This is a genomic window from Acinetobacter seohaensis (assembly GCF_056431365.1).
Window position 1 is genome coordinate 1 of sequence record NZ_JBWKMK010000004.1, and the last position, 23,892, is coordinate 23,892.

24 protein-coding genes and 1 pseudogene are annotated in these 23,892 nt (G+C 42.4%); 4 read left to right on the forward strand and 21 right to left on the reverse strand.

The window, feature by feature from the left end; genetic code table 11:
* The 5 genes and pseudogenes from AC07E5_RS00200 to AC07E5_RS00220 all read right to left on the reverse strand — a co-directional run.
* Window positions 1-364, reverse strand: a pseudogene (locus tag AC07E5_RS00200) (GTP-binding protein); the annotation flags it as partial.
* A gap of 114 nt (window positions 365-478) precedes the next feature.
* Window positions 479-2,614 (reverse strand): elongation factor G, encoded by a 2,136-nt coding sequence (gene fusA / locus AC07E5_RS00205; protein WP_096902149.1) that lies wholly within the window; start codon window positions 2,612-2,614, stop codon window positions 479-481.
* Window positions 2,615-2,745: 131 nt separating this feature from the next.
* On the reverse strand, window positions 2,746-3,216 hold the full coding sequence (gene rpsG, locus AC07E5_RS00210) for a 30S ribosomal protein S7 (RefSeq protein WP_004975277.1): 471 nt from the start codon (window positions 3,214-3,216) through the stop codon (window positions 2,746-2,748).
* Window positions 3,217-3,395: 179 nt separating this feature from the next.
* Window positions 3,396-3,770, reverse strand: coding sequence for a 30S ribosomal protein S12 (gene rpsL / locus AC07E5_RS00215; RefSeq protein WP_000246374.1), 375 nt, complete (start codon window positions 3,768-3,770; stop codon window positions 3,396-3,398).
* A 139-nt stretch (window positions 3,771-3,909) separates the two neighbouring features.
* Entirely contained in the window at window positions 3,910-5,418 is a 1,509-nt protein-coding gene (locus AC07E5_RS00220) for an EcsC family protein (RefSeq protein ID WP_253116823.1), read from the reverse strand.
* A gap of 284 nt (window positions 5,419-5,702) precedes the next feature.
* Here AC07E5_RS00220 and AC07E5_RS00225 point away from each other — a divergent pair, with 284 nt between their 5' ends.
* Entirely contained in the window at window positions 5,703-6,932 is a 1,230-nt protein-coding gene (locus AC07E5_RS00225) for a beta-ketoacyl synthase N-terminal-like domain-containing protein (RefSeq protein ID WP_019837217.1), read from the forward strand.
* 18 nt (window positions 6,933-6,950) lie between these two features.
* Window positions 6,951-7,403 carry a protoporphyrinogen oxidase HemJ gene (hemJ, locus tag AC07E5_RS00230; protein WP_004975266.1) on the forward strand — a complete coding sequence of 151 codons (453 nt, stop codon included), beginning with the start codon at window positions 6,951-6,953 and terminating at the stop codon, window positions 7,401-7,403.
* Between the two features lie 117 nt (window positions 7,404-7,520).
* On the opposite strand, the gene AC07E5_RS00235 is transcribed toward hemJ, so the two are convergent.
* Window positions 7,521-7,868, reverse strand: coding sequence for a hypothetical protein (locus tag AC07E5_RS00235; protein ID WP_004975264.1), 348 nt, complete (start codon window positions 7,866-7,868; stop codon window positions 7,521-7,523).
* 106 nt (window positions 7,869-7,974) lie between these two features.
* Entirely contained in the window at window positions 7,975-8,634 is a 660-nt protein-coding gene (locus AC07E5_RS00240) for an HAD-IA family hydrolase (RefSeq protein ID WP_019837216.1), read from the reverse strand.
* An 88-nt stretch (window positions 8,635-8,722) separates the two neighbouring features.
* Here AC07E5_RS00240 and AC07E5_RS00245 point away from each other — a divergent pair, with 88 nt between their 5' ends.
* Window positions 8,723-9,490 (forward strand): hydroxymethylpyrimidine/phosphomethylpyrimidine kinase, encoded by a 768-nt coding sequence (locus AC07E5_RS00245; protein WP_136144318.1) that lies wholly within the window; start codon window positions 8,723-8,725, stop codon window positions 9,488-9,490.
* A gap of 63 nt (window positions 9,491-9,553) precedes the next feature.
* On the opposite strand, the gene AC07E5_RS00250 is transcribed toward AC07E5_RS00245, so the two are convergent.
* The 8 genes from AC07E5_RS00250 to rpe form a co-directional block, all read right to left on the reverse strand.
* On the reverse strand, window positions 9,554-10,192 hold the full coding sequence (locus AC07E5_RS00250) for a nuclease-related domain-containing protein (protein WP_253132487.1): 639 nt from the start codon (window positions 10,190-10,192) through the stop codon (window positions 9,554-9,556).
* A gap of 51 nt (window positions 10,193-10,243) precedes the next feature.
* Entirely contained in the window at window positions 10,244-10,735 is a 492-nt protein-coding gene (locus AC07E5_RS00255) for a methylated-DNA--[protein]-cysteine S-methyltransferase (protein ID WP_004975257.1), read from the reverse strand.
* A gap of 95 nt (window positions 10,736-10,830) precedes the next feature.
* Window positions 10,831-11,148 carry a quaternary ammonium compound efflux SMR transporter SugE gene (gene sugE / locus AC07E5_RS00260; RefSeq protein WP_004975255.1) on the reverse strand — a complete coding sequence of 106 codons (318 nt, stop codon included), beginning with the start codon at window positions 11,146-11,148 and terminating at the stop codon, window positions 10,831-10,833.
* Window positions 11,149-11,294: 146 nt separating this feature from the next.
* Entirely contained in the window at window positions 11,295-12,356 is a 1,062-nt protein-coding gene (locus tag AC07E5_RS00265; protein WP_253116819.1) for a cation efflux transmembrane domain-containing protein, read from the reverse strand.
* Between the two features lie 122 nt (window positions 12,357-12,478).
* Window positions 12,479-13,396, reverse strand: a complete 918-nt coding sequence (locus AC07E5_RS00270; RefSeq protein ID WP_498624456.1) for a copper resistance protein B — start codon at window positions 13,394-13,396, stop codon at window positions 12,479-12,481.
* A complete protein-coding gene (locus AC07E5_RS00275; protein WP_253132485.1) occupies window positions 13,383-15,311 on the reverse strand; it encodes a multicopper oxidase domain-containing protein in 1,929 nt (642 codons plus the stop codon). Before AC07E5_RS00275 ends, AC07E5_RS00270 begins: the two co-directional genes overlap by 14 nt.
* A 45-nt stretch (window positions 15,312-15,356) precedes the next feature.
* Complete coding sequence (locus AC07E5_RS00280) at window positions 15,357-15,878, reverse strand: hypothetical protein (protein WP_228291838.1); 522 nt, start codon at window positions 15,876-15,878, stop codon at window positions 15,357-15,359.
* A 426-nt stretch (window positions 15,879-16,304) separates the two neighbouring features.
* Complete coding sequence (gene rpe, locus AC07E5_RS00285; RefSeq protein WP_004975246.1) at window positions 16,305-16,991, reverse strand: ribulose-phosphate 3-epimerase; 687 nt, start codon at window positions 16,989-16,991, stop codon at window positions 16,305-16,307.
* A gap of 229 nt (window positions 16,992-17,220) precedes the next feature.
* Here rpe and AC07E5_RS00290 point away from each other — a divergent pair, with 229 nt between their 5' ends.
* A complete protein-coding gene (locus tag AC07E5_RS00290; RefSeq protein WP_026438437.1) occupies window positions 17,221-17,502 on the forward strand; it encodes a DUF2218 domain-containing protein in 282 nt (93 codons plus the stop codon).
* A gap of 10 nt (window positions 17,503-17,512) precedes the next feature.
* On the opposite strand, the gene AC07E5_RS00295 is transcribed toward AC07E5_RS00290, so the two are convergent.
* From AC07E5_RS00295 to AC07E5_RS00320, 6 genes are all read right to left on the reverse strand, one after another.
* Window positions 17,513-18,544, reverse strand: a complete 1,032-nt coding sequence (locus AC07E5_RS00295) for a M48 family metallopeptidase (RefSeq protein WP_179990899.1) — start codon at window positions 18,542-18,544, stop codon at window positions 17,513-17,515.
* Window positions 18,545-18,558: 14 nt separating this feature from the next.
* A complete protein-coding gene (locus AC07E5_RS00300) occupies window positions 18,559-19,662 on the reverse strand; it encodes a YjgN family protein (RefSeq protein ID WP_131261911.1) in 1,104 nt (367 codons plus the stop codon).
* A 168-nt stretch (window positions 19,663-19,830) separates the two neighbouring features.
* Window positions 19,831-20,670 (reverse strand): S-formylglutathione hydrolase, encoded by an 840-nt coding sequence (gene fghA / locus AC07E5_RS00305; RefSeq protein WP_131261912.1) that lies wholly within the window; start codon window positions 20,668-20,670, stop codon window positions 19,831-19,833.
* 18 nt (window positions 20,671-20,688) lie between these two features.
* Complete coding sequence (locus AC07E5_RS00310) at window positions 20,689-22,098, reverse strand: C13 family peptidase (protein ID WP_131261913.1); 1,410 nt, start codon at window positions 22,096-22,098, stop codon at window positions 20,689-20,691.
* Window positions 22,099-22,244: 146 nt separating this feature from the next.
* On the reverse strand, window positions 22,245-23,066 hold the full coding sequence (locus tag AC07E5_RS00315; protein WP_131261914.1) for a class I SAM-dependent methyltransferase: 822 nt from the start codon (window positions 23,064-23,066) through the stop codon (window positions 22,245-22,247).
* The gene (locus AC07E5_RS00320; RefSeq protein WP_131261915.1) at window positions 23,060-23,884 is read right to left on the reverse strand and encodes an undecaprenyl-diphosphate phosphatase; all 825 of its coding nucleotides are present in this window, start codon (window positions 23,882-23,884) and stop codon (window positions 23,060-23,062) included. Before AC07E5_RS00320 ends, AC07E5_RS00315 begins: the two co-directional genes overlap by 7 nt.
* Window positions 23,885-23,892: the final 8 nt, after the last annotated feature.

Sequence of the window (23,892 nt, forward strand, 5' to 3'; positions counted from 1 at the left end):
CATCTTCACCATATTGACCTGATTCACCGTTAAGTGCAGCAAGTGCTGAACCACGGATTACTGGAGTGTCGTCGCCTGGGAAGTCGTAAGTAGAAAGAAGTTCACGAACTTCCATTTCAACTAATTCGATTAACTCTTCGTCGTCTACGATATCGCATTTGTTTAAGAATACGATGATGTAAGGTACACCTACCTGACGAGAAAGAAGGATGTGTTCACGAGTTTGTGGCATTGGACCATCAGTCGCTGAACAAACAAGGATCGCACCGTCCATCTGAGCAGCACCAGTGATCATGTTTTTAACATAGTCGGCGTGGCCTGGGCAGTCTACGTGCGCGTAGTGACGAGTTGGAGAATCGTATTCNGAACTTAGCCTTAGCCATGAGATCTTCCTTTTTAAAACAACTCATGGAGGATCACTCCATGAGCATTAGGTTTTTTAACTATGAATTAGTTTGCGCTTATAGTAATCGAAAGATTACTCGTCGTCACCTTTTTTACCACCAGACTGGAATTTAGCAATGATGCCATCTGCCACGTTACGTGGAGTTTCAGCATATTTAGCAAATTCCATAGAGTAAGTCGCACGACCTTGAGACATAGAACGCATGTGTGTTGCGTAACCAAACATCTCTGCAAGTGGAACTTCTGCACGAATTGCTTTAGTACCACCAGGTAAGTCGTCCATACCTTGAACCATACCACGACGACGGTTTAAGTCACCCATGATATCGCCCATGTAGTCTTCTGGAGTTTCTACTTCAACTTTCATGATTGGCTCAAGAAGAACAGGATCTGCTTTCATGAAACCGTCACGGAATGCGTAAGAACCCGCCATTTTGAACGATAATTCGTCAGAGTCGACATCGTGGTAAGAACCGTCGAATAATGTCGCTTTAATGCCTACAACTGGGTAACCAGCCAAGACACCATTCTTCATACGTTCTTGGATACCTTTGTCTACTGCACCGAAGAATTCTTTAGGTACTACACCACCTACAACTTCTTCAGCGAATTCGTAGTCTTTACCAGCTTCAGGATCAAGCGGCTCTAAACGTACGAATACGTGACCGAATTTACCTTTACCACCAGTTTGACGTACGAATTTACCTTCTTGCTCAATCGTCTTTTTGATCGTTTCGCGGTATGCAACCATTGGTTTACCAATGTTCGCTTCTACGTTGAATTCACGCTTCATACGGTCAACGATGATGTCAAGGTGAAGCTCGCCCATACCCGCAATGATCGTTTGACCAGATTCTTCGTCTGTACGAACGCGGAATGATGGATCTTCTTTCGCCAAGCGACCTAAAGCAACTGACATTTTTTCTTGGTCAGCTTTAGTTTTAGGTTCAACAGCCAATGCAATTACTGGCTCTGGGAATTCCATACGCTCTAGTGTAATTACGTGGTTTTCGTCACATAATGTATCACCAGTGGTTGTATCTTTAAGACCTACACACGCTGCGATGTCACCTGCACGAATTTCTTCGATGTCGTGACGGTCATTTGCGTGCATCTGTACGATACGACCAATACGCTCACGCTTCATTTTCACTGGGTTATAAACCGGGCTACCCGCTTTAAGAACACCAGAGTAAACACGCACGAACGTTAAGTTACCAACGAATTTGTCGTTCATGATTTTGAACGCTAACGCTGCGAAAGGAGCTTCGTCAGACGCTTCACGAGAACCTTCAGTTTCGTCTTTGTCGTCTAAGATACCTTTGATCGCTTCTACGTCAGTCGGTGCAGGTAAGAATTCAATTACTGCGTCCAACATACGTTGAACACCTTTGTTTTTGAATGCAGAACCACACATTGCAGGTTGAATTTCACCCGCTAATGTACGTTGACGTAAACCAGCAACGATTTCTTCTTTAGAAAGTTCGCCATTTTCTAGGTACTTGTCCATGAGTTCTTCTGATGCTTCTGCAGCAGCTTCAACCATGTTCGTACGCCATTCTTCAGCAGTTGCTTGAAGGTCAGCTGGAATCTCACCGTATTCAAACTTCATACCTTGTGAAGCTTCATCCCAGATGATTGCCTTCATTTCGATTAAGTCAACAACACCTGTGAATGTGTCTTCTGCACCCACTGGAACAACGATAGGCACTGGGTTTGCACCCAAGCGAGTTTTCATTTGTTCAACAACGCGGAAGAAGTTTGCACCTGTACGGTCCATTTTGTTCACGAACGCTAAACGAGGTACTTTATATTTGTTTGCTTGACGCCATACAGTTTCAGACTGAGGTTGTACACCACCTACAGCACAGTAAACCATACATGCACCGTCAAGAACACGCATAGAACGCTCAACTTCAATTGTGAAGTCAACGTGTCCTGGGGTGTCAATTACGTTAATACGGTGTTGGTCAAACTGGTTACCCATACCTTTCCAGAAGCATGTTACAGCTGCTGAGGTAATAGTAATACCACGTTCTTGCTCTTGTTCCATCCAGTCAGTTGTTGCTGAACCTTCGTGAGTTTCACCAAGTTTGTGACTTTCACCTGTATAGAACAAAATACGTTCTGAAGTTGTTGTTTTACCCGCATCGATGTGCGCAGAGATACCAATGTTACGGTAACGAGAAATTGGGGTTTGACGTGCCATGATTTCTAGCATTCCTAAATTTTGTTGTTTAAAACAGGACGCTTTAAGCTGCCTAGCAACTTAAAGCGATTTGATGACAATTCAGTGACAACCGATTCATCACCCTCCTGATTAGGGCCTGTTTTATCCGCTTAGAAACGGTAGTGAGAGAAGGCTTTGTTGGCTTCAGCCATACGGTGCACATCTTCACGTTTTTTGATCGCTGCGCCTTTACCTTCAGATGCATCAAGCAACTCGCCAGCAAGACGTAACGCCATAGTTTTTTCAGAACGCTTAGCAGCAGCATCTACCAACCAACGCATCGCTAAAGCAGTACGACGGGATGGGCGTACTTCCATAGGAACTTGATAAGTAGCACCACCAACACGGCGTGCTTTTACTTCGACCATTGGACGAACTTTTTCAAGCGTAGCTTCAAAAAATTCAACTGGGTCTACTTTAGATTTTTCTTGAACGCGGTCTAAAGCACCGTAAACGATACTTTCAGCAATAGATTTTTTACCATCTTGCATTACGTGGTTCATGAATTTAGCGATTGTTTGGCTGCTGAATTTAGGATCCGGAAGGATTTCACGAGCAGCGACTACGCGACGTCTTGGCATTTTAAACTACCTATAAATATGACACTTCAGGGTGATCCAGCCGTAGCACAAAGTGTCGTGTGCATTTCGCTGGCCTTACTACACGTCGCTTGAATTTCACAAAATTAAATGCAGAAATCAGACAAGCGAGACGATAAAGGATTGCAGCTCTACGAACTAAGGGCTTAATCTTTAAAAGATTATTTCTTAGGACGTTTAGCACCGTATTTAGAACGTGACTGGTTACGATCTTTCACACCAGCACAGTCTAAAGAACCACGAACGGTATGGTAACGTACACCTGGTAAGTCTTTAACACGACCACCACGGATAAGAACAACACTGTGCTCTTGTAGGTTGTGACCTTCACCACCGATGTAGCTAGAAACTTCAAAACCTGAAGTTAAGCGAACACGGCAAACTTTACGCATTGCTGAGTTAGGTTTTTTAGGTGTAGTTGTGTAAACACGTGTACAAACACCACGACGTTGTGGACAAGCCTTCAACGCAGGAACTTTTGATTTTTCAACCAAAGTCGTACGACCCTTACGGATCAACTGATTTGTTGTTGCCATGTGGCAATTCTCCCGTTAATAAAAAGCCCCAAAAACATACTACTTTTTGAGGGCATGCAATTGTAAGCGAAGATAGAAAAATGGTCAATATTTCATAGGCAGTTAAAATACCAACCAAATTTCTACTTATCACTTGTTTTTATTCAGCTTTTGGCTTGCGAGCACTTGTACGAGTTCTCGGCTTTTTTGTAACCTGCTTTGCAGTTTCTGTACTTGATGTTACTGGATTTTCCGAAACAGTTTCAGCCACTTGGGTTGAATCTTCCACAGGCTCTAAAGCATCTTCCAGCATATATTCATCAATTTCTTCTGCAGGTACAGCAGGTTTTTGCGGTGCAACTTCAGCATGTGGCTCTAGCATTTGATCTGCCAATTCTCCTAGACCTTGCTGAATATTTTCATCGAGCTGTGCTGCAGTTGTTTCCACTTTGTCCGATTTTTTCTGCACTTTTACCGCTCGGATACTTTCATGGTCTGATACGGTTTGCACTAAAGCATCTGACGGCGCAGATTCTGCTCTCTCTTGCCCCTCTACTAATGCATCTTGCTCTGCATGTTTGGCTTCATTACCCTTCAACTGCTCTAAGAGTTTAGGCGCAGCCTGTGCCAGCAATTCCAACGATTTTTCATACGCATGAATGGCAGATAAATTGCTGTCTTTATGCTGAATTAAATAGCTACGGGCATTGGAAAACACTTGCTGTGCCTTGTGATGCACATCTTCCACCAATTTCCAGCTATATACTGCACTCACCGATGCGGTTGCTACAGGCGTGAGTTTATTCAACATGGAAAACTTAGGTACATGATTCAACCACGGCCATTTGACTTGACCTTGCTCATTCAAGAAGTATTTCTTTAATGCCTCATAATCATTGCTTGAACCGAGCATATTTTGTAATTGATGCACATCATGAGTTTGCAGCATATTGGATAAGGTTTTTAGCCCCATCAGTACCGCTTGCTTTTCTGCAATGACGCCTAAATCAATTTGTTTAAAAATAAACTGAACAATTTCTTGCTCGGTGTCTTTGTTCAGTTCAAAACCGTATGCACGTCCCACCTGATAAATGGTACGCAAAGACATCACAATAGATGCAGGCACATCAATAGTTGAACCGATTACTCCTGTTGCACCTGTCAATGCGCCTTGCAGTGATGCAATCCATTTATTTTGTTCTGCGAGTGCCTGACTAATTCGTTTAGAACGATCTACATCTTGAGTCAATTCTTCTAAATCGCGTACGCCAGCCTGATCAAGCACATCATCAACAGAGCTGATATTGGAAGTAAAACTATTCAACTGATCAAATAGGTAATCTGAAATTTTGTCGGAAAAATCGGGCGACACAAAACTCGCCACCTGATTGACGCGGTTATAGTGACGACCTAAAAGCTGACGTGAAACTTGAGGCACATGCTGTCTGAGCATGTGTTGAGGATTGTCATATTGACGCGCTTGAAAAGCACTAAAGCTACGTGCCTGACCTTCAATAATTTGCCCTGATTTTGCACTGTGCTCATCCTTCGCTACAGTACCCGGTGCAACTTGCTGCAATACATGGATGCCTGTACTGCTGAGCTTTTTAGCCACCCCAATCGCATTCGAGAAGAATCCGCTTGATTGTTTATTCTTGGAATCTGACATTCTTACTCCTCATTTTTAATTTCTATGATTTATGGGTAGATACTAGGTGTAGTCTAAGTTTATCTCAATATGATTGTGTATCTTTTGGTTGGCTTCCTGCATCTCATTTATCGCTTCGCTGCGGTTTGATCTTCCCTGCAAAGTGGCATCATATTTGCCATAAGAATTCAAAATTCTTTCTGCTATTATGAACGCAATTGTAAGACATGAGTCATACCGTATCAGCGATTGCTTGGCAGTCACGGTGTTCGGCTCAACATTATCACCATAAAAGGGATCTGTAGATGAAACGTGTTGTAATCACCGGCATGGGCATTAACTCGTGCATTGGTAATACTTTAGAAGCTGTGACTCATTCTTTACAAAACGGTATTTCAGGAACACGTTCCAACCCAACTTATGCTGAACTTAATTTCAAAAGCCACGTAAGTGCAGCAGCAGAACAAAACTTTGACCACATTGACCGTAAATTAAAACGCTTTATGGGCGTGTGTGCGATGTACGCTTACAACGCTGCAGTAGATGCCATTGAACATGCGGGCTTAAAGCAAGAAGATTTAGCAGGCAACCCACGTTACGGTATCGCGGGTGGTTCAGGCGGTAACTCAACTGCATCTGTTGCAGAAATGATTGAGCTACTTGAAGAAAAAGGCGCACGTAAAATTGGCCCGTTCTTCGTACCACGTAACATGTCGAACACCATTACGGCAAACTTGGGTGTTGCGTTCAAATTACAAGGTATCGCGCACTCAATTACCAGTGCATGCGCAACTTCTGCCGATGCAATTGGTTATGCCTACAACCTAATTCAATTGGGTAAACAAGATTTAATGCTTGCAGGTGGCGGTGAAGAAGATCACTGGTCACAAAGCTTATTGTTTGATGCGATGGGTGCTTTGTGTTCTAAATACAACGACACACCAGAAACAGCATCTCGTCCGTACTCTGCAGACCGTGATGGTTTCGTCATTGCAGGTGGTGGTGGTTTCGTGGTTCTTGAATCACTTGAACACGCACAAGCACGTGGTGCAAATATTTTAGCTGAAGTGGTTGCGTATGCTGCAAACTCTGACGGTGCAGACATGGTTGCACCAAGCGGTGAAGGTGCAACACGTTGTATCTTGATGGCTTTAGACGAAGCGAAACAACACGGTGTAGACGCAATTGACTATGTGAACACACATGGTACTTCTACTCCAGCAGGCGACGTGACTGAATTGAAAGCCATGGAACGTGCGTTTGGTGAAGGTAAAGTGCCTGCTCTTAGCTCAACGAAGTCAATGACTGGTCACAGCTTGGGTGCTGCAGGCGTTCAAGAAGCAATTTATTCTGTCTTGATGATGCAAAACGACTTCATTGCACCAAACATCAACGTCACTGAACTTGATGAAGGCGCGAAAGCATTTGATATCGTACTTGAAAAACGCGACACAAAATTGAATACTGTGATGAGTAACAGTTTTGGTTTTGGCGGTGTAAATGCCTGCCTTATTTTCAAGAAGTGGGATGAATAATCTCCTATAGGATAGTCGATGGATGCACCTTCTGATGCTTTTTTATGGGTAAAAGCATTACATATTATTGCCGTGGTTTGCTGGTTCGCTGCATTGTTCTACTTACCACGTTTATATGTTTACCATGCCATGAGTGAAGATACACTGAGCCATCAGCGTTTTGAAATCATGGAGCGCAAGTTGTACCGAGGGATTATGTGGCCGTCTATGATTGCCACCCTCATCACGGCACACTTTTTGGTAGATTGGGGCGATGCGACCCGCAATTACCACGATGCGTTATGGTTTTACCTGAAAGTAGCATTGGTCGGTTTATTGGTGATTTACCATTTGGTTTGTGGCTATTACCGCCAAAAACTGATTGGCAATGCGCATTATAAATCACACAAGTTCTGGCGATTCTTCAATGAAATGCCGACTGTGCTGCTATTAGCGATTGTAATTTTAGTCGTGGTAAAACCACAGTTCTAAAATTTGAAACGCCAAGTATCCTGACATCTCAACCTGATTCGGTTGTAAAAAAACCTCAGTGCAAAGAACTGAGGTTTTTTTATGGGTGACAACTAAAAACAGCACTTATGCTTTAATTCAACGTATTTGTGAGTAAGGCTGAAAGCCCAATGCCGCTGCTTGTTTCTGCTGAGATTGAGGAATCGTGACAATAGCAATTTTTCCATCTGCACCACCACAGACCTGTGCATACATCCGCCCATCTGAACCTACACTGGCCCGCTTCACCTGAATCTGTGCTTGCTGTAAACGCTGAACAATTTCCGTAAGGGTTAAACCTGAATCTGGCTCACACTGTCGATGTTGCAATGATGTGTACATTTCGACCTGCGCAGTAGGTGTTGTGGATGTAGCAGCATGATTGGCACATGCAGTCATCAGTATTGAAACCGCTACTACTGCAATAGATTGACTAAATATCTTCATCACATACCCTCTTTCAATATTAAAATTAAATATTCAAATTAAATATTGAAGCACGATCTTTGCAATAACACTGCGCTAGAAATGCAAACAGATGTAAGCATCTCGCTCATCCAGATAACTGTTCAAGCACCGACAAAATTTGCGCAAAACACTGAATTCTATGTTTTGGTGCAGCCAAGTCTAACTCCTGAGCCGAACCATAGCCGTATTCGACTGCAACACAATCGACTCCATTGGCTCGTGCACCTAAAATATCGTGTTCACGATCTCCAATCATTAAACATTGTTCAGGTTGCAATTGTTCTTGCTGCAAAATATAGGCAATTAAATCCGCTTTATTGGTACGCTCACCATTTAGTTCGCTACCGTAGGGATATTCAAAATATTGCAATAAATCGAAGTGATCTAAAATTTGGCGTGCATAAATTTCAGGTTTGGCTGTTGCTAAAAACAGTCGATAGCCTTGCTGTTTTAAATCTGCCAATGTTGCAGCAACATCTTCAAAGACATGATTTTCAAATAAGCCTGTTGCAGCAAAACGCTCTCGATAGCCTGCTAAGGCTTGCTCTGCCAATACGTCATGCACATCTACATGAAGTAATTTTGCCAAAGAGGCTTTTAAGGGCGGCCCGATAATCCAATCAATATTTTCCGTATCTGCAATAGGATGTCCAACCTTAGCCAAACCATAACGCGCAGAAGCGGTAATGCCCTCTTTCGGGTCGGTCAGCGTGCCATCTAAATCAATTAAAAGGTTCTTTATCACAATGTCAGCCTATGTGCCTAAATGACTATCGAGTGTTACTCCAAAGTTGCCTATACTAACGTAAATAGAAGCAATTAAGGATATGTGTGTGCGACCAACAGTACTATGTTTTTCTGGTTTAGACCCTTCGGGTGGCGCTGGTTTACAGGCTGATATTGAAGCCGTTGGCAATAGCGGTGCACATGCAGCGATTGCCTGCACAGCACTGACCATTCAAAACTCTCAGCAAGTATTTGGCTTTGAAGCAACGTCTAAAGAATTGTTATTGGCGCAAGCCAATGCGGTGGTGAATGATTTGCCCATTAAAGTTGTAAAGTCGGGCATGTTGGGCACCACTGACAATATTGCAGCGCTGGCAGATTTTTTACGTGCACATCCTGATTATTTATATGTGCTTGACCCTGTTTTGGTTGCCAATAGTGGTGGTTCTTTAGGTGATCAAGCGACTTTGGTTCAGGCATTTGTCGAGTTGATTCCACTGGCGACTTTAATCACGCCAAATACTGTGGAATTACGTGCCTTAACGGGTGAAGATGATTTAGAACGCGCAACAGCTAAATTATTTGCAATGGGCGCGCAGGCCGTTTTGGTCAAAGGTGGGCATGAAGATACCCCTGATCATATTCGTAATGCACTGTATATTAACAATGAAATGGTTTCAGAAACCCGCTGTCCACGGCTTGAAGGTGAATATCACGGTTCAGGCTGTTCATTGGCGAGCTTTATTGCAGGGCGCTTGGCAATGGGAGATCAACTGAAACAAGCGGTACAACATGCTGAAACTTGGTTGTTTGGTGTGCTTAAATATGCGGAAACGCCTGTACCGAACGGACAGAAAATTCCGAAAAGGTTTTAGTGCTTATCGTTCAACTCCTTCAAACCCTGATCACCTTGTATCAGGGTTTTTCATTGCAACTTTTTAACGTTCGTGCCGTTGTTTCAAATTTTCGACATGTTGACGATTGGTTTTCCAAGACTTATCAAGTAGTTCTTTTTCAATTCTCAGCTGAATACGTTTCAGTTTCATCGGTGAAATGACTTCATGCCGAAAACCTTTGACATACTCAACCCATGCACTGCCTTTAAAAACATTGTTGGGCAAATGGGTCTTAAACTCACAGTCTGGCATAAATACAATCACAGAATGCAGATATTCAGGCTCGACAATATCGCTCAATACTGATTCCAAAACTTTTATATGCTTATAGTTCTGATAGACAGGATTTTGAAACTTGTAGGTCTTTTTATAAATTTTTTGTGTCCATACTTTTTGGCGTTCTCCACCAAAAATCCAGCCTTTATAGTTTTTTGTTTCAATCACAAAACCCCCAAAAGGACTCAATAAAATATGATCTATTTGAGTTGTTCCTGCGAACTCATCAGGCAAAGTTACATCATTCAACAAGATATAACGTTCATCTAAATACAACTTCACATGCGTACTTACTGCGAGTTCCCCCACCTTTCCCTTTAGAAAAGGTTTGAAAATTTTGATCAGCCCTACACCTGCAACAAGCAGAATAAGCCACCAAAACTGCAACAATAATGTTTTTAACATTTCCCCTGCTCTATTTTATTTTGATCAAAATTGTTGTTGAATCTCAGTCATTTAAACTTTTGAAGTTGAAGATTCTAACTTTAACAAAATCGCTTTATTATCCAACCCGCCTGCAAAGCCCACCAATTTTCCACTTGCACCCACCACCCGATGACACGGTGCAATAATCGAAATTGGATTTTTGCCATTTGCCGCCCCTACGGCACGCATCGCATTCTCACTACCAACTTGTTCGGCAATTTGCTTATAACTACGAGTTTCCCCAAAAGGAATGCTTAATAACGCCTGCCAGACTTTCTTCTGAAATTCAGTGCCTTCAAAATCAAGAGGCACATCAAATTGCTGACGCTGACCTGCAAAATACTCTTGGAGTTGCTGCTGAGTTTTGAGCAAAATTGGATGATCATCTTGTCGAACTAAACTGGCTAAACGTACCCGTTTATGATCTTCGTTATCCCACATTACCGCAACCAATGCGTGATCGTGAGCCACCAATTTAAGCACGCCTACAGGAGTGTCCATTTCAGTAAATGCCAATTGCATTATTTTTCTCCTCAAGCAGGTTGGGTATCAGGTCATCCTGTTTTTAACTCAAACCGATCTGTTATTGAGCACACACTAAAAGACTGCATTCCAAGTTAGCTGGATGAAATTTTCATAAGCACCAAACCTGAAATAATCAGAACTGCAGCCAACATACGCATAGCACTGGCAGGTTCGCCTAAAACAAAAATACCGACTAAAAATGAACCGACTGCGCCTATACCTGTCCAAATCGTATAAGCCGTGCCTAATGGCAAAGTGCGCATGGCATAAGCCAAAAGCGCAAAACTTAAAATCATAAAAAAGATAGTCACGATACTGGGCGTTAATTTACTAAAGCCGTCAGACAACTTCATGGAGTATGCCCAAACCACTTCAAAAATACCCGCCAATATCAACATCATCCAGGCCATAACGCCCTCCTTCAATATCATGAAATCAGGCCGTCCTGAAGATTTTTCTTGTCGAGTCTTCAGTCACTTTGACTATTTCTAAAAACCCAAACAAGGGAGGTCGTTCCTCCTGTTGCAATTTAAGCCACCGCGCAGCGATGATCCGTCTATTTTAAACTTAAAATTTTGCGCGCACCATTCAATACAAACATGGCCACAACTAAGCCAATAATCAGGTCTGGATAATTCGACCCTGTCAGCATCACCAAACCGCCCGCGATAATCACACCTAAATTCACAATCACATCATTGGCGGAAAAAATATAACTGGCTTGCATGTGGGTTCCACCATCTTTATGCCCTGAAAGTAGCCATAAACAGGTGACGTTTGCCAGCAATGCCACAGCACCAATGACCATCATCAACATGGATTCAGGCTCACTGCCTAAGAAGAAACGGCGCAGGACATCAAAGATAACCAGTGCAGCCAAACCCAGTTGTACCCAACCAGACAAATGTGCAGCTTTGAGCTGTTTCTTGGCGGATTGACCCACGACAAATAAAGCCAAACCATACACGGCGGCATCGGCAAACATATCTAAGGAGTCAGCAATTAACCCAGTCGAAGATGCAATTAAACCTGCAATTAATTCCACCAAAAACATAGCGGCATTAATACCAAGCAAGGCATATAGCACTTTTTGTTGTGCAGCGCTGTTAGATACAGGCAGTTCAGTTTGTGTATTGGCTTCAGTCTGTTGCAACACAGCACCCAAACCCAATGCTTCTAATTTATGGGTAATTTCTGTGGCAGATTGGTTGCTGTGATAAACCTTTAAAAGTCGTGCAGGTGAATCAAAAGACAAGGCTGCAATATCATTATGATCTGCCAAAGCAATCCGCACCATTTGTTCTTCTGCGCCACAATCCATTTTAGGAATATGGTATGCACTCACCCACGGACTCAAAAGTTCCGAATCCAAAATTGTTGCTTTATCTGTCTTGGCAGTCGTTGCAGATGTACAGCTATTTTGATCAGCACAGCTTTTTTCTGTATCGCAAGACGAACCACAGCCTGTATCGCCACATGACTTGGAGTGTGTAGGCGCAGTTGCACAAGGCTGGTTTACATTTTTTTGCGTATCACAACCACAGCCAGTATTGTTTAGATTTTGGTTTTCTAAGTTTTTATCTTGATTCGATTGAGGATCTTGAGTTGATGAAGACATACGCCACACCCAAAAATACAATAGGCTCAGTATAAACCAAGCCTATGTATTTAGGGACAATCTATTCTATTTAGAAGCAGCAACGATCCATTGACTTAATCATTGATAAATACCCCTAATCATTAAAACCTGAAACGCAAGCCTATCGCATATAAGCCGCTCTGCTCGGAATCGGTTGCAGACTGCCAAGCAGTGTGTTGATCACCTTTCGTATACTCATAACCTGCACTGATATACGGCATGATGTTCTTGCTGATTTCATAACGCATTTCCACACCCACAGCTGCGCGGTTGAGTCCTGTTTTTTTCGCATATTTGGCATCATCCTGCAGAATAACATCTACATCTAAATAAGGCTGTGCGATCAATTTCTGAGTCAATAACAGATCCCGTGTGGTTTCCAAACTCAAAGCCGCATATTGATCCTCACCCAAATAAAAATAAGCATCGGTTTCAAAAAAATATGGAGCTAAACCATGTAAGCCAAACACAGCGTCAAACTTATCTTCTCGGTCTGTTTGATGCTCTTGCTGATTCACTTCGTGTCGATAACGCACACCTGCTTGCACATCCCAAAAATCTGAAATCATACGACTGTATAACAACTTGGCATCATATTCAGTCGCTTGTGACTCTTGCTTATCGCTATGAATTTTCACAAACAACTTGTTTTCATCAGTTCCGATACGAGTTTGTAATTTAGATTTGAGCACTCCCTCGGCATGATCATTCACTTGCCATTGCGTATCTAAAGTGCTCACCGCGTACACCTGCGCACCATGTTCTTTACGATGATCGTGTGACTGCGACTCTTGCACGGACGAATCGGATTGATGCGATTGATGCGATTGATGCGATTGATGCGATTGATGCGATTGATGCGATTGATGCGATTGAGTATCAGCCTGAGCTGCAATTGTTGCAATCTCTGCTGAACTGGCATGTGCACTATGCACCTCTGTCGCTGCTAGCCCAACTGTACTGATGCAGCAGACAGAAATACTTAAAACTGTTTTCGCAAAAAGATTAATGTTGTGCATGTGCTGCTCCTTTTTGCGCTGTCGCTGAAGGGGTTTGAGTGGCTTGAATTGCTGTGGTTGAAAGCGGTTCATTTTCACTCACCTGCGCTACAATCAATTTATTCATCATTCCCGCGCTCATGTGATAGAGCAAATGACAATGTATTGCCCATTCACCTAATTCATCTGCAGTAAGCAGTGCAGTTACAGTTTGACCTGGCGGCACAATTAAGGTGTGTTTATTCGGCATTTCTGCTGCCATTTGACCATTTTCCAACTGCATAAACATGCCATGTAAATGCATTGGATGTGCCATCATGCTGTCATTGATAAATTTAATCCGAATACGCTCACCATATTTCACCTTGAGTGGTGTGGCATCACTAAATTTCTTACCGTTGATTGTCCAGATATAACGCTCCATCGTACCACCTAAACGCACGACCAATTCACTGCTTGGTTCACGTGTATCTGCTTGTGGCTGCAGCGATTTCAAATCTTCATAGTGCAAGGCTTTATGCCCCGCGGGTGTAGAAGCATTTGCCCATCCATATACCACCGCATTTTTGTGTTCTGTTGAAGGCATGCCATATTGTGTATGCGTATTTTCAGACATTGTTGCATGGTTCATCTTGGAATGATCCATTTCCGACATCGCTGCATGATTCATCTTGGAATGATCCATTTCCGACATCGCTGCATGGTTCATCTTGGAATGATCCATTTCCGACATCGCTGCATGGTTCATTTTGGAATGATCCATTTCAGACATCGCTGCATGATTCATTTTTGAGTGATCCATTTCAGACATCGTTGCATGGTTCATCTTGGAATGATCATCGCCTGAATGCTCTGTAGCATGCCCCATATCTTGCATGGTGAGTAAAGCACGCGGGCGCGCTGCAGGGAGCTGTAGATTTGATGTTGCAGAATGAAGTTCACTCTGCAAGCTACCCACAGCAAAACCTGAGCGGTCTATTGATTCCGCTTCAATTTGATAATGCGCTGCTTGAGGTTCAACAATCACATCGTAGGTTTCTGCAGTGCCGATACGAAATTCATCCACAGTAACAGGTTTGACTGGCTGACCATCGGCACTGACCACTGTCATTTTTAAGTTTGGAATCCGCACATCATAAAACGACATGGCAGAGGCATTGATAAAACGTAAACGCACTTTTTCATTTGGCTTAAATACACCTGTCCAGTTCTGTTCAGGTGTCTTGCCATTCATTAAAAAAGTATAGCCTGTGACATCGGAAAGGTCGGTTTTCAGCATGCGCATCTGATTCCACATTTTGCGGTCTGACCATGTGGCTTTTAGCCCATCACGCTGTACTTGACGCCAAACATCACCTAAGGTTTCACGCTGATTTTGATAAAACTCGGCTGAAATTTTTAAATCTTTCTGAATTTGATTGCTAGATTTTTCATGAAAATCTGACAGCATCACCACATAATCACGATCTGTGTATTCATGTGCGTTTACGGCTGGCTTGGCTTTAGGATGAATCACCAAAGAGCCGTATAGACCATCTTGTTCCTGACCTTTGGAATGTGCGTGATACCAATAGGTACCACTTTGACGTACTTTAAATTGATAAACAAAATGTCCTTGTGGCTTAATCCCTTGAAAACCATTAAATCCAGGCACACCATCCATCAAACCGGGCAACAATAAACCATGCCAGTGAATAGATGAGTCCTGATTTTTTAATTGATTATTAACGTGAATTACCGCCTCATCGCCTTCTTCAAATTCGAGTGCAGGCGCGGGAAATTGTCCATTGACTGTAATACGTTGAACAGGTTTTCCCGTGATATTGACCGTTTGTTCTGCAATGGTCAGGTGATATTCCTTGACCGCAGCAAATGCAGAACTCGAACACAATGCACAGACTGTTAAAAACAGCGCAGGCTGATAAAATTTAGACATGACTTAATCCTTAAAATAAAACGTAAAGGTGTTTTGAATTCAGGATTAAGCTTTGGGTGGACGTAAAATTTGCTGCCAATGCCCAAGTAAATGTTGAGCTTGATAAGCAGGCAATAGAATATTGACCGATGTAAATGCTATAGGTTGAATCAGTTCAGGGACTTGCACATTCAACACACTGTTTAAGCTTTGACAATGCAACTGCGCACAGTCCTGACAATTCGTCTTTGCAGTAGAAAAATCAGCCGAGCCATAACAATCTGCCGCATTTAAATCGGTATCCGTTGCGGATGTGTGCTGACTGAGATGATGGTTGGCCTTGGCATCATGCCCAGATATATGCTGCTTGGTTTCAGGATACGTTTGTAAAGCTGTGGTATGACAATCTGGTAAAGATGTCATTTCACTCGCTGCGGTTGCAGAATGTCGAATCTCAGACCCTGCTGCCTGATTTGACATCATCCAATCATGTGCAGGTTTTACCGCAGCACTAACAATACCACTCCACCCTATGACAAATGCCATCAGGACAACAAACCACATTTGTTTGTAGGGTTGAGTCAGCACTAAATAAATTCCTGAGTATGAAAGATGCAGACCTGAACTTGCACAAGAATTGAACATTTTTGCCAAGTACAATCCACAATCTACAATGCACTCAATATAATTCAAGCCCCACTTATACACAATATCTTCTGCATTGAAAAACAGAGTGAATCCGTGCGATTTAAAAGCCAACTAAAACAATCAAGTTATATATTAAGCAACTTATTTTTATAATTAACTGAGTAAATACTCAATAAATTCAGTGTATTTAAAATAAACAAAAAGGATTCGATTGAATCCTTTTTATACTTATTTTGTATAAGTCATAAACAATTGATGTACAAATGTTTATAAATTAATCGGCTTATCCATAGTGTTATCAACATAGATATCCATACGGTTATCTACAAAGTTATCCACAGCATAAGCACTTGTGATTGTAGAAATTTATACTTCGACTGCGCCAACTTTTGCCAATTCAGCACGCATTTCATCAATCACCGTTTTATAGTCTGGCTTGCCAAAAATTGCTGAGCCTGCAACAAACATATCTGCGCCCGCTTCTGCAATTTCACGAATATTGGCAGGTCCCACACCACCATCGACTTCTAAACGGATATCACGACCTGAAGCATCAATGATTTGACGTGCCTGACGTAATTTCTCTAAAGTCATTGGAATGAATTTTTGCCCACCAAAACCAGGGTTCACACTCATGAGTAAAATCTGATCAACTTTATCAAGTACATAATCTAAATAATGCAGCGGTGTAGCAGGGTTAAAGACCAAACCCGCTTTTGCCCCACCCGATTTAATCAGTTGCAATGAACGGTCAATATGCTCTGAAGCTTCAGGATGGAACGTGATAATGTCTGCGCCCGCTTCTAGAAAATCACCAATCATGCGGTCTACAGGTTTTACCATTAAGTGCACATCAATTGGTGCAGTAATACCATAGTTTTTCAATGCCTTACATACACCTGCACCGAAAGTTAAATTCGGTACATAGTGATTATCCATCACATCAAAATGCACCACATCGGCACCTGCCTGAAGTACATTTTCCACTTCTTCGCCTAGACGAGCAAAATCTGCAGATAAGATAGACGGCGCAATTAAATAAGGCTTGGACATGGGAGAACCTAGCTAAATATTGGGATTGTGGCGCATTATAGCAAAGACTGCTTGGTGTGGTGGATTCTGTTACGATTGGATCATTCAGTTCGATGATTCAGGTCGATCAGCCAATTTGATAATTCTATCTCCGCAACGCTCTGTTGCAGCACTCCACTGTTCTTTCAGTCTGGCTTTGTTATAGTAAAGGTCTTTACTCATTTGAACAAAATGCTGGTTTCAACAGATGATGAACAGTTCTGCCCATATTCAAACAACGCAAGCAAGCCGTATTGCCAAGCGTCTACTCAACCACTGGAAACATAAATTTGACGTTGCAGAAAGCGCAACCCAATACCAAATTATGATGCCAAGTGCCACAATTCTACTTATACCCCAAACACATGAGCTTGTAGTTGAAATTCAGGTAAAAAATACTGAAACAGATTTAAGTTACCTCGAACAAGTCGTGCTTGATCATTTAAGTCGTATGGGACAAACAGAATTGAGCGCGGTTTGGCAACGGTACTAACTGTTTCATGTTAAGGCGCTAAACGCTGCGTTTGTTCAAAATCCTTAACCGCTTGAATACGTTTTTGTGTTGCAGGATGGCTTTGTAAAAAATCCAAAGGGCTTTTGGCGGTGTCTTCACCTGCATCTTCTGCCAAACGCTCCAGAAAATGGGCAAAATGAATGGTTGGAATGCCCTGAGCATGCATCGTATTTAAAGCATAATAATCTGCTTCAGATTCAAAATTACGTGAATAATTTGCCCCCACGAGCGCCACAGGCAAGGTCGAAACTAAATCTGTACCATCTCCTGTAATCGCGAGCAAAATAATACTAAACCCTAAGCTCGATAAAGCCTGTTGCAAGCTGTGTCGTTCTACCAAATGCCCTTGTTCATGTGCCAACACGCCAATGATTTCCTGATCATTCTCCGCCAATTCCACCAATTCATCGGTCAAAATAATGGTGTTATTCGGAATTGCCAGAGCATTCGCGCCTAAGCGATCACCTTGTCGAAACAGCACTTTGGCAGGTGTATCTCCTGCAATAAGCTGTCGATAATCTGTTAGAATTTTCTGCTGACGCGCTGCGGGCAGTTGGCTTGGCGCTGTCATGTCTAAGATATAACGCTCTGCTTCATCACCAATTTGCTTTAAGGTATTCGCAGGTAACTGAAAAGCAACGTATTTGGATGCACTTGGGATGCCCCATTGCACTGTGGCAAATACCATCAACAACACAAAAACCAGACTAAATACAATTAGGCTTGGCGTACGTTCCAATTTCCAAATAGAATGCTGCACCTGTTTATTTCGCAGTTGAAACCATTCAGGCAAGGCTTCGGAAAATTCAATACGTGCATCGTCTTTAAGTTCAATGACAGGTTGAATTTTACCTAGTGCGCCCACCAACATCATGTCTTGATAATGATAGTGTCGTTGTTGCTGTAAATTTTCACCATAACGAATAAGTACCGACTGAGCATCTATAGGAGAGATTTTGGCAGCCCATGGTTTAGACACTACACCATCATAAAACACCACATCCACGATCTGTGCTGCCATCTTCTTCTCCTAGCTTACAGCGATACATCAATATCAAAAATATCACTGAGTTCTTCTGCAAGTGCGCTATGTTCAGCTTGCAGTTTATTGATCATCAAATCTGGATCATTTTTTAAATGTAGACTTAAAGACTCAACCTGATAGCGATATAAACGAATGGCTGCCCATGGGGTCATTAAACCCAAACTCAGAACTTTCACAATCCAATTGGTCACCACAATCCAAGTATAGTGCCACTGTCCGCAATCGGTCTGAAATTCACTACGACTGATACTGGTATTGTTCCATGTGGTGATAAAAATTCGCGCCGACATTAGTGGCCAAATTAAAAATATCCCCAACAGATAAACCGCTAAAAATAACCAAACCAACTGCGCAGGATTACGACTCAACTGTCCTGCCAAAGTCAACATTATCCCGACAGCAAGCAAAATGCCAAAGAACAAAAAAATAGGCATATACATTGCGCGCATATATGCTGGCCAGTCTGCTTTTAGTTTAAATTTAAGCTGTCCTGCATATAAATGGTCTAGGCAATAACGCTTATACATCCACACCAACACAGGAAAAAATAAGCCCAAAGTAAACAAATTAATTACGATACATTTTAGAAATACCCAATAGGCTTCTTTGTTACTGCCTGAAAAATAAAAACGCGCATTGCCAAATTTACTATTTCGCGCCTTGAAACGGATGGTCGCTCGAATCAACCACGGCACAGCCAAATATAAAGCCACCACGCCAATAACCATGGCTTTGACTGAATAATTGGAAACCACCGAGATCGCAACATAAATTCCAATGGCAATTAAACGTCCCAATAAAATTTTATGTGGGATGCCTGTAAAATCAAAACGACGTTTGATTAATTCGGTATTGCCATAAAAATAGCGCAAACGACGTACTTTTGCCCACGGTGCATACAGCCCAAAGGTCACGATCATCAACAAAATATTGACAATCCAAATACCAAAATACTCTGAGGCACTACCATGAAACTGAAAATGATGAATCCGTCCAAGTAATGGATTCCGTGCGGGTGGCGTCGTAGGCTCCGCTGCAAAAAAGGGGGAAGATGGCATTGCTTGTTGTGGTGAATCCCATTCTGAATTGTGCATGTGATGCCTTATTTATTTTATTGTGCGGTCGTTATTTTACCCAGACACTCAAACCCAAATGAGCAATCTTTCCAAATGGTAAAAAAGCAAGTGTTCACCATTCTAATAAAAAGTGAACAACTTGCCTAGAAAAGTTTAAAAATCAATGCGTAAAATTGAGTACTTGGCTTAGTCCGCTTGCAATTGTACCGCATGGAATTGCAAATGCTGATCTATAAAGCTTTGAATGAAATAATAGCCATGATCATAGCCTGCATGTTCCCGCAAACTCAATTTTTGCCCAACCGCATCGCAAGCTTGCTGAAATAATGCAGGATTGAGCTGACTATAAAATTGATCTTTCAATCCCTGATCAATCAAAATTTCACTGAACAATGCACCTTTGGCCCGCACCAAAGCAGTAGCATCGTGCTGTAACCATACTTGCTGATCTGTACCTAAATAATTCGAAAATGCTTTTTCACCCCACGGACATTGGCTTGGCGCACAAATCGGAGCAAAAGCAGATACGGACTTAAATTTGTCAGGATATTTAAACGCGAGGGTCAATGCACCATGACCGCCCATACTGTGCCCCATGATGCCAAGGTGCTGTGCCTGAATTGGGAACTGTTGCAGTACCAATTGATAAAGCTCATCGGAGACAAACGTTTCCATTTGATAATGTGTCGCCCACGGTGATTGTGTCGCATTGATATAGAAACCTGCACCCTGTCCAATATCCCAATGGTCGCCTTTCGCAACAGCTTCACCACGTGGTGAAGTATCTGGACTAATCAAGATTAATCCCAATTGTGCTGCCATGTGCTGCGCATGTGCTTTAATCGCAAAGGTTTCTTCGTTACACGTTAAACCCGCCAAATAAAATACCGCAGGACACGCCTGCCCCGCCAAAGCTTGTTCTGGTAAAAAAATGCCAAACTGAGTTTCAGTCTGTAAAGCATTTGAATGAAAACGATAAATCCGTTGCTCACCCTCAAAACAGCAGTTGTTCTGAATTAACTCCATCACCCTCTCCTCTTTGGCTTATTGAACAGACTGCGCACTCGATTGAATTTCTGCCGATGTTACAACACTTTTTTGTGGAAACAAACGCTGCTCTAATTGTGGCAGCATTAATTCCATATTTTTACCAATTGCCCATTGTGGCTCTGAAGGTTCAAAACCTTGCGCTTGCTCCCATTTTGCCACGGTCGCTTTGGCTTCATTAAAGGCATTGGCAAAAGAGTTTTGTTCACGCATAGCCTGATCAAAAAAGGCACGGCCAAAATAGGTATAGTCAGCTTCGTTTGAACAGCCAAACGACTCACGATCTGCTGCCGATGCAGTAATCACCAAGGTATTATCATCTTGCAAGGCTGATACAAAGCTACCTGAATAACAGGCTGAAATAACGATCACACGCCAGCGAATACCCGATTTATCCAAAGTATCACGCAGCCATTTCGGATCGACCTGATTTAAGTCGAGTGGCGCATTTTCAATTTCAAAATGATCTTTTAAACCGTGTGAGGTCATATATAAAAACAGCACATCACTTTCACGGTTCATGCGTTGCCCAATACGGCGCAGCGCCAATTCAATACTGGTTTGCGAAGCAATTGGAATTACATTACGGGTCATTGGGTTATTAATGAGCACCATCGAACGTCCAAAAGTGCCAAAACGGGTATCAAACTGTTCACGAATGCGCTCAATTTCAGACATAAATACGTCTTGATAGCTCGCCCCTGCAACCCCTAAGAAGTACCAATGCGATTGGGCAAATTCCCCATATTGAATACTGTCTAAAGCTTTATTCAGTACACGGCTTTGTGCATAAAAAGCTTCTTCGCTTAAACTTGGTGGAACTTCTTCTACTTTCCAAATGGGCTGACTTTTCACTGACATCTGCCAAACCACCAAAGTGAATAAGGTCGCCAAAACAATCAGTGCACGTTCCCACCACGGCCAATGTAGCTCACGTGAAAATACCCACACCACGGCCAAGCTTTGCCAAACAAACAGCACCATAAAAATGGTAGGTAAATAGTCATACAACACATACGGTAAGACATCCATCATGCCCATGTATTGAATCAAGCTTTGTAATAAAGCAACGTGTGTATCTAATACTAACCACAACAAAGCAGGTACTAATAATAAACGCGGGTTATTGACACGCTGAGAAAGAATAATTCCGACAATTAAGGCAATAAAAGGCCACAAAGCATAACTAACCAAACCCTGTGGGTTAAATTCCCCCACTTCTCCCGCCACCAACCAACTGAATAAGGTATTGGCAAGACCGCCTAAAATCCCCCAAAAAATCAGTTGTAAGATAGAAGGTCGAATAATTTGTAAAGAGCGTCGCGAACCCAAAAATAACCAAACACCCGCGGCTTGGTTGCTTTTAAAATCGTGCCAAAAATTAATGGAGGGTTTGAAGTCAATCATAGGATTCTGTTAATCGCTGCTCGCGTTTCCACACTCCAAGTTTATGCTTGTCGTCGTAATTATCAATTGTCAATTTTAACTATATAACAAATCTTTGCGCATTATAGAAGCATTGAACGCCTTGCCACTGCTTTAGTGGTAGAAATCTACCCATTGTTCAAATTTGCTTGGAAATAAGCATCAAATCGGCAAGCATCGCCCTGCCATTGATGTGTAGTTTCCTGCCCCGCCAAAAACACCGCCAAACGTGGACGCTTCACCACAACACGTTTGGCAATTTGCTGTGCTAAGCTTAATAAATGATCACCCAAATCCATTTCACCATCTTCAGGTAACAACAAATGTAATAACTGCATTTGTTTTTTGACTTGAGCCTGCTTTTTCTGCGCCTGTTGATGTTGATCTCGCTGCGGAAACATCGGATCTAAATACACCACATCAACCACTTTACTCTGCGCTATACAGTCACGTAAATAATCTGCTGAATCTGTAAAAACCAATTGGATACGAGCAACAACACTTGCCAAGAAAGGATCATCTGCGGCTTGACGTTTAGCGTCTTCCAACAAAGTAAAAAGAATCGGATGGCGCTCCAATAACGTGACAGAAGCACCCAAATGTGCCATGAGTAAACTGTCATGTCCTAGCCCTGCCGTAGCATCAATCAAACTTGGTTTTTCCGACAAATTACAGGCGCGAGCAATCATTTCCGATTTTAAAGAGGCACGTTTTAACCGCCCAATTTCAGCTTTCCAATCGGGTTGCATTTTCATGCCATGGGCACATAACCACAGCCCTTCAGCATCGACACACAATGCCAATTCAGGGTTCAAACGCAAAAAACGCGCATTGAGTTTTTCTACTGTTTCAATGCGCGTTTGCACGCCTCTAGACAAAAGCACAGCAGAATAATGCTGTGCTTGAGTGAGACACTCGGCTTCGGTATATAAGCGAAGTTCGCTTACCATAGTTTCCAGCCTGTGAATGCGAACAATAAAATGATTAAACCTGAAGCAATACGATACCAAGCAAAAATCATAAAATCTTGCTTAGCCACATACGCCACCAATGCACGGATCAGCAAAAGTGCGGAAACAAAAGAAACGATGATCCCGAAGCTGAGCACGGTCCAATCTTCGGTGGTTTGGAATACATCATAGCTTTGGTACAAGTCGAGTAATCCTGCGCCAATAATGACAGGAATCCCCAAAAAGAAGGAAAACTCGGTTGCTGCTTTACGCGATACACCCAAGAACATCGCGCCAATAATAGTTGCACCTGAACGCGAAGTCCCCGGAATCAGCGACAATACCTGAATTAGACCAATCCAAATCGCATCTCGATAAGTTAGTTCTTCAACCTCATGGGCACGTACTTGTGGTGGATGTTTTTCAATCCACATAATAATAAAACCGCCAATAATCAAACCAATCGCCACGGCAACATCATTAAAGAGTAATTCTTTTACAGTCTGCCCAAAGGTCAATCCAATCAGAATAATTGGAATAGATGCCATAATCAGACCAAAGCCCAAGCGTCGACCTTTTTCTTCGCCAGTAAACATGCCTGTGGCTGCGCCCCATAGACGTGTCCAGTACTCATATATGACCGCTGCAATTGCTCCCATTTGAATGGCAATCACAAATACATCGCTTTTTTCTTTGGTCCAAAAGTCCATTAGCTCTGCAGCTAGAATCAAATGTCCTGTGCTAGAAATGGGTAGAAATTCGGTAATCCCTTCTACAATACCCATAATTGCCGCTTTGAGCAGCAGTAAAAGATCCATAAATAACC

Excerpts from the sequence above, each read along its gene's own strand:
- fusA (WP_096902149.1), bottom strand. The coding sequence starts at position 2,614 with ATGGCACGTCAAACCCCAATTTCTCGTTACCGTAACATTGGTATCTCT.
- AC07E5_RS00255 (WP_004975257.1), bottom strand. The coding sequence starts at position 10,735 with ATGCAATTGGCATTTACTGAAATGGACACTCCTGTAGGCGTGCTTAAA.
- AC07E5_RS00320 (WP_131261915.1), bottom strand. The coding sequence starts at position 23,884 with ATGGATCTTTTACTGCTGCTCAAAGCGGCAATTATGGGTATTGTAGAA.
- fghA (WP_131261912.1), bottom strand. The coding sequence starts at position 20,670 with ATGGAGTTAATTCAGAACAACTGCTGTTTTGAGGGTGAGCAACGGATT.
- AC07E5_RS00275 (WP_253132485.1), bottom strand. The coding sequence starts at position 15,311 with ATGTCTAAATTTTATCAGCCTGCGCTGTTTTTAACAGTCTGTGCATTG.
- hemJ (WP_004975266.1), top strand. The coding sequence starts at position 6,951 with ATGGATGCACCTTCTGATGCTTTTTTATGGGTAAAAGCATTACATATT.
- AC07E5_RS00235 (WP_004975264.1), bottom strand. The coding sequence starts at position 7,868 with ATGAAGATATTTAGTCAATCTATTGCAGTAGTAGCGGTTTCAATACTG.
- AC07E5_RS00290 (WP_026438437.1), top strand. The coding sequence starts at position 17,221 with ATGAACAGTTCTGCCCATATTCAAACAACGCAAGCAAGCCGTATTGCC.
- AC07E5_RS00295 (WP_179990899.1), bottom strand. The coding sequence starts at position 18,544 with ATGGCAGCACAGATCGTGGATGTGGTGTTTTATGATGGTGTAGTGTCT.
- AC07E5_RS00315 (WP_131261914.1), bottom strand. The coding sequence starts at position 23,066 with ATGGTAAGCGAACTTCGCTTATATACCGAAGCCGAGTGTCTCACTCAA.
- AC07E5_RS00250 (WP_253132487.1), bottom strand. The coding sequence starts at position 10,192 with ATGTTAAAAACATTATTGTTGCAGTTTTGGTGGCTTATTCTGCTTGTT.
- AC07E5_RS00265 (WP_253116819.1), bottom strand. The coding sequence starts at position 12,356 with ATGTCTTCATCAACTCAAGATCCTCAATCGAATCAAGATAAAAACTTA.
- AC07E5_RS00310 (WP_131261913.1), bottom strand. The coding sequence starts at position 22,098 with ATGATTGACTTCAAACCCTCCATTAATTTTTGGCACGATTTTAAAAGC.
- AC07E5_RS00225 (WP_019837217.1), top strand. The coding sequence starts at position 5,703 with ATGAAACGTGTTGTAATCACCGGCATGGGCATTAACTCGTGCATTGGT.
- sugE (WP_004975255.1), bottom strand. The coding sequence starts at position 11,148 with ATGGCCTGGATGATGTTGATATTGGCGGGTATTTTTGAAGTGGTTTGG.
- rpsG (WP_004975277.1), bottom strand. The coding sequence starts at position 3,216 with ATGCCAAGACGTCGCGTAGTCGCTGCTCGTGAAATCCTTCCGGATCCT.
- AC07E5_RS00300 (WP_131261911.1), bottom strand. The coding sequence starts at position 19,662 with ATGCACAATTCAGAATGGGATTCACCACAACAAGCAATGCCATCTTCC.
- rpsL (WP_000246374.1), bottom strand. The coding sequence starts at position 3,770 with ATGGCAACAACAAATCAGTTGATCCGTAAGGGTCGTACGACTTTGGTT.
- AC07E5_RS00270 (WP_498624456.1), bottom strand. The coding sequence starts at position 13,396 with ATGCACAACATTAATCTTTTTGCGAAAACAGTTTTAAGTATTTCTGTC.
- AC07E5_RS00220 (WP_253116823.1), bottom strand. The coding sequence starts at position 5,418 with ATGTCAGATTCCAAGAATAAACAATCAAGCGGATTCTTCTCGAATGCG.
- rpe (WP_004975246.1), bottom strand. The coding sequence starts at position 16,991 with ATGTCCAAGCCTTATTTAATTGCGCCGTCTATCTTATCTGCAGATTTT.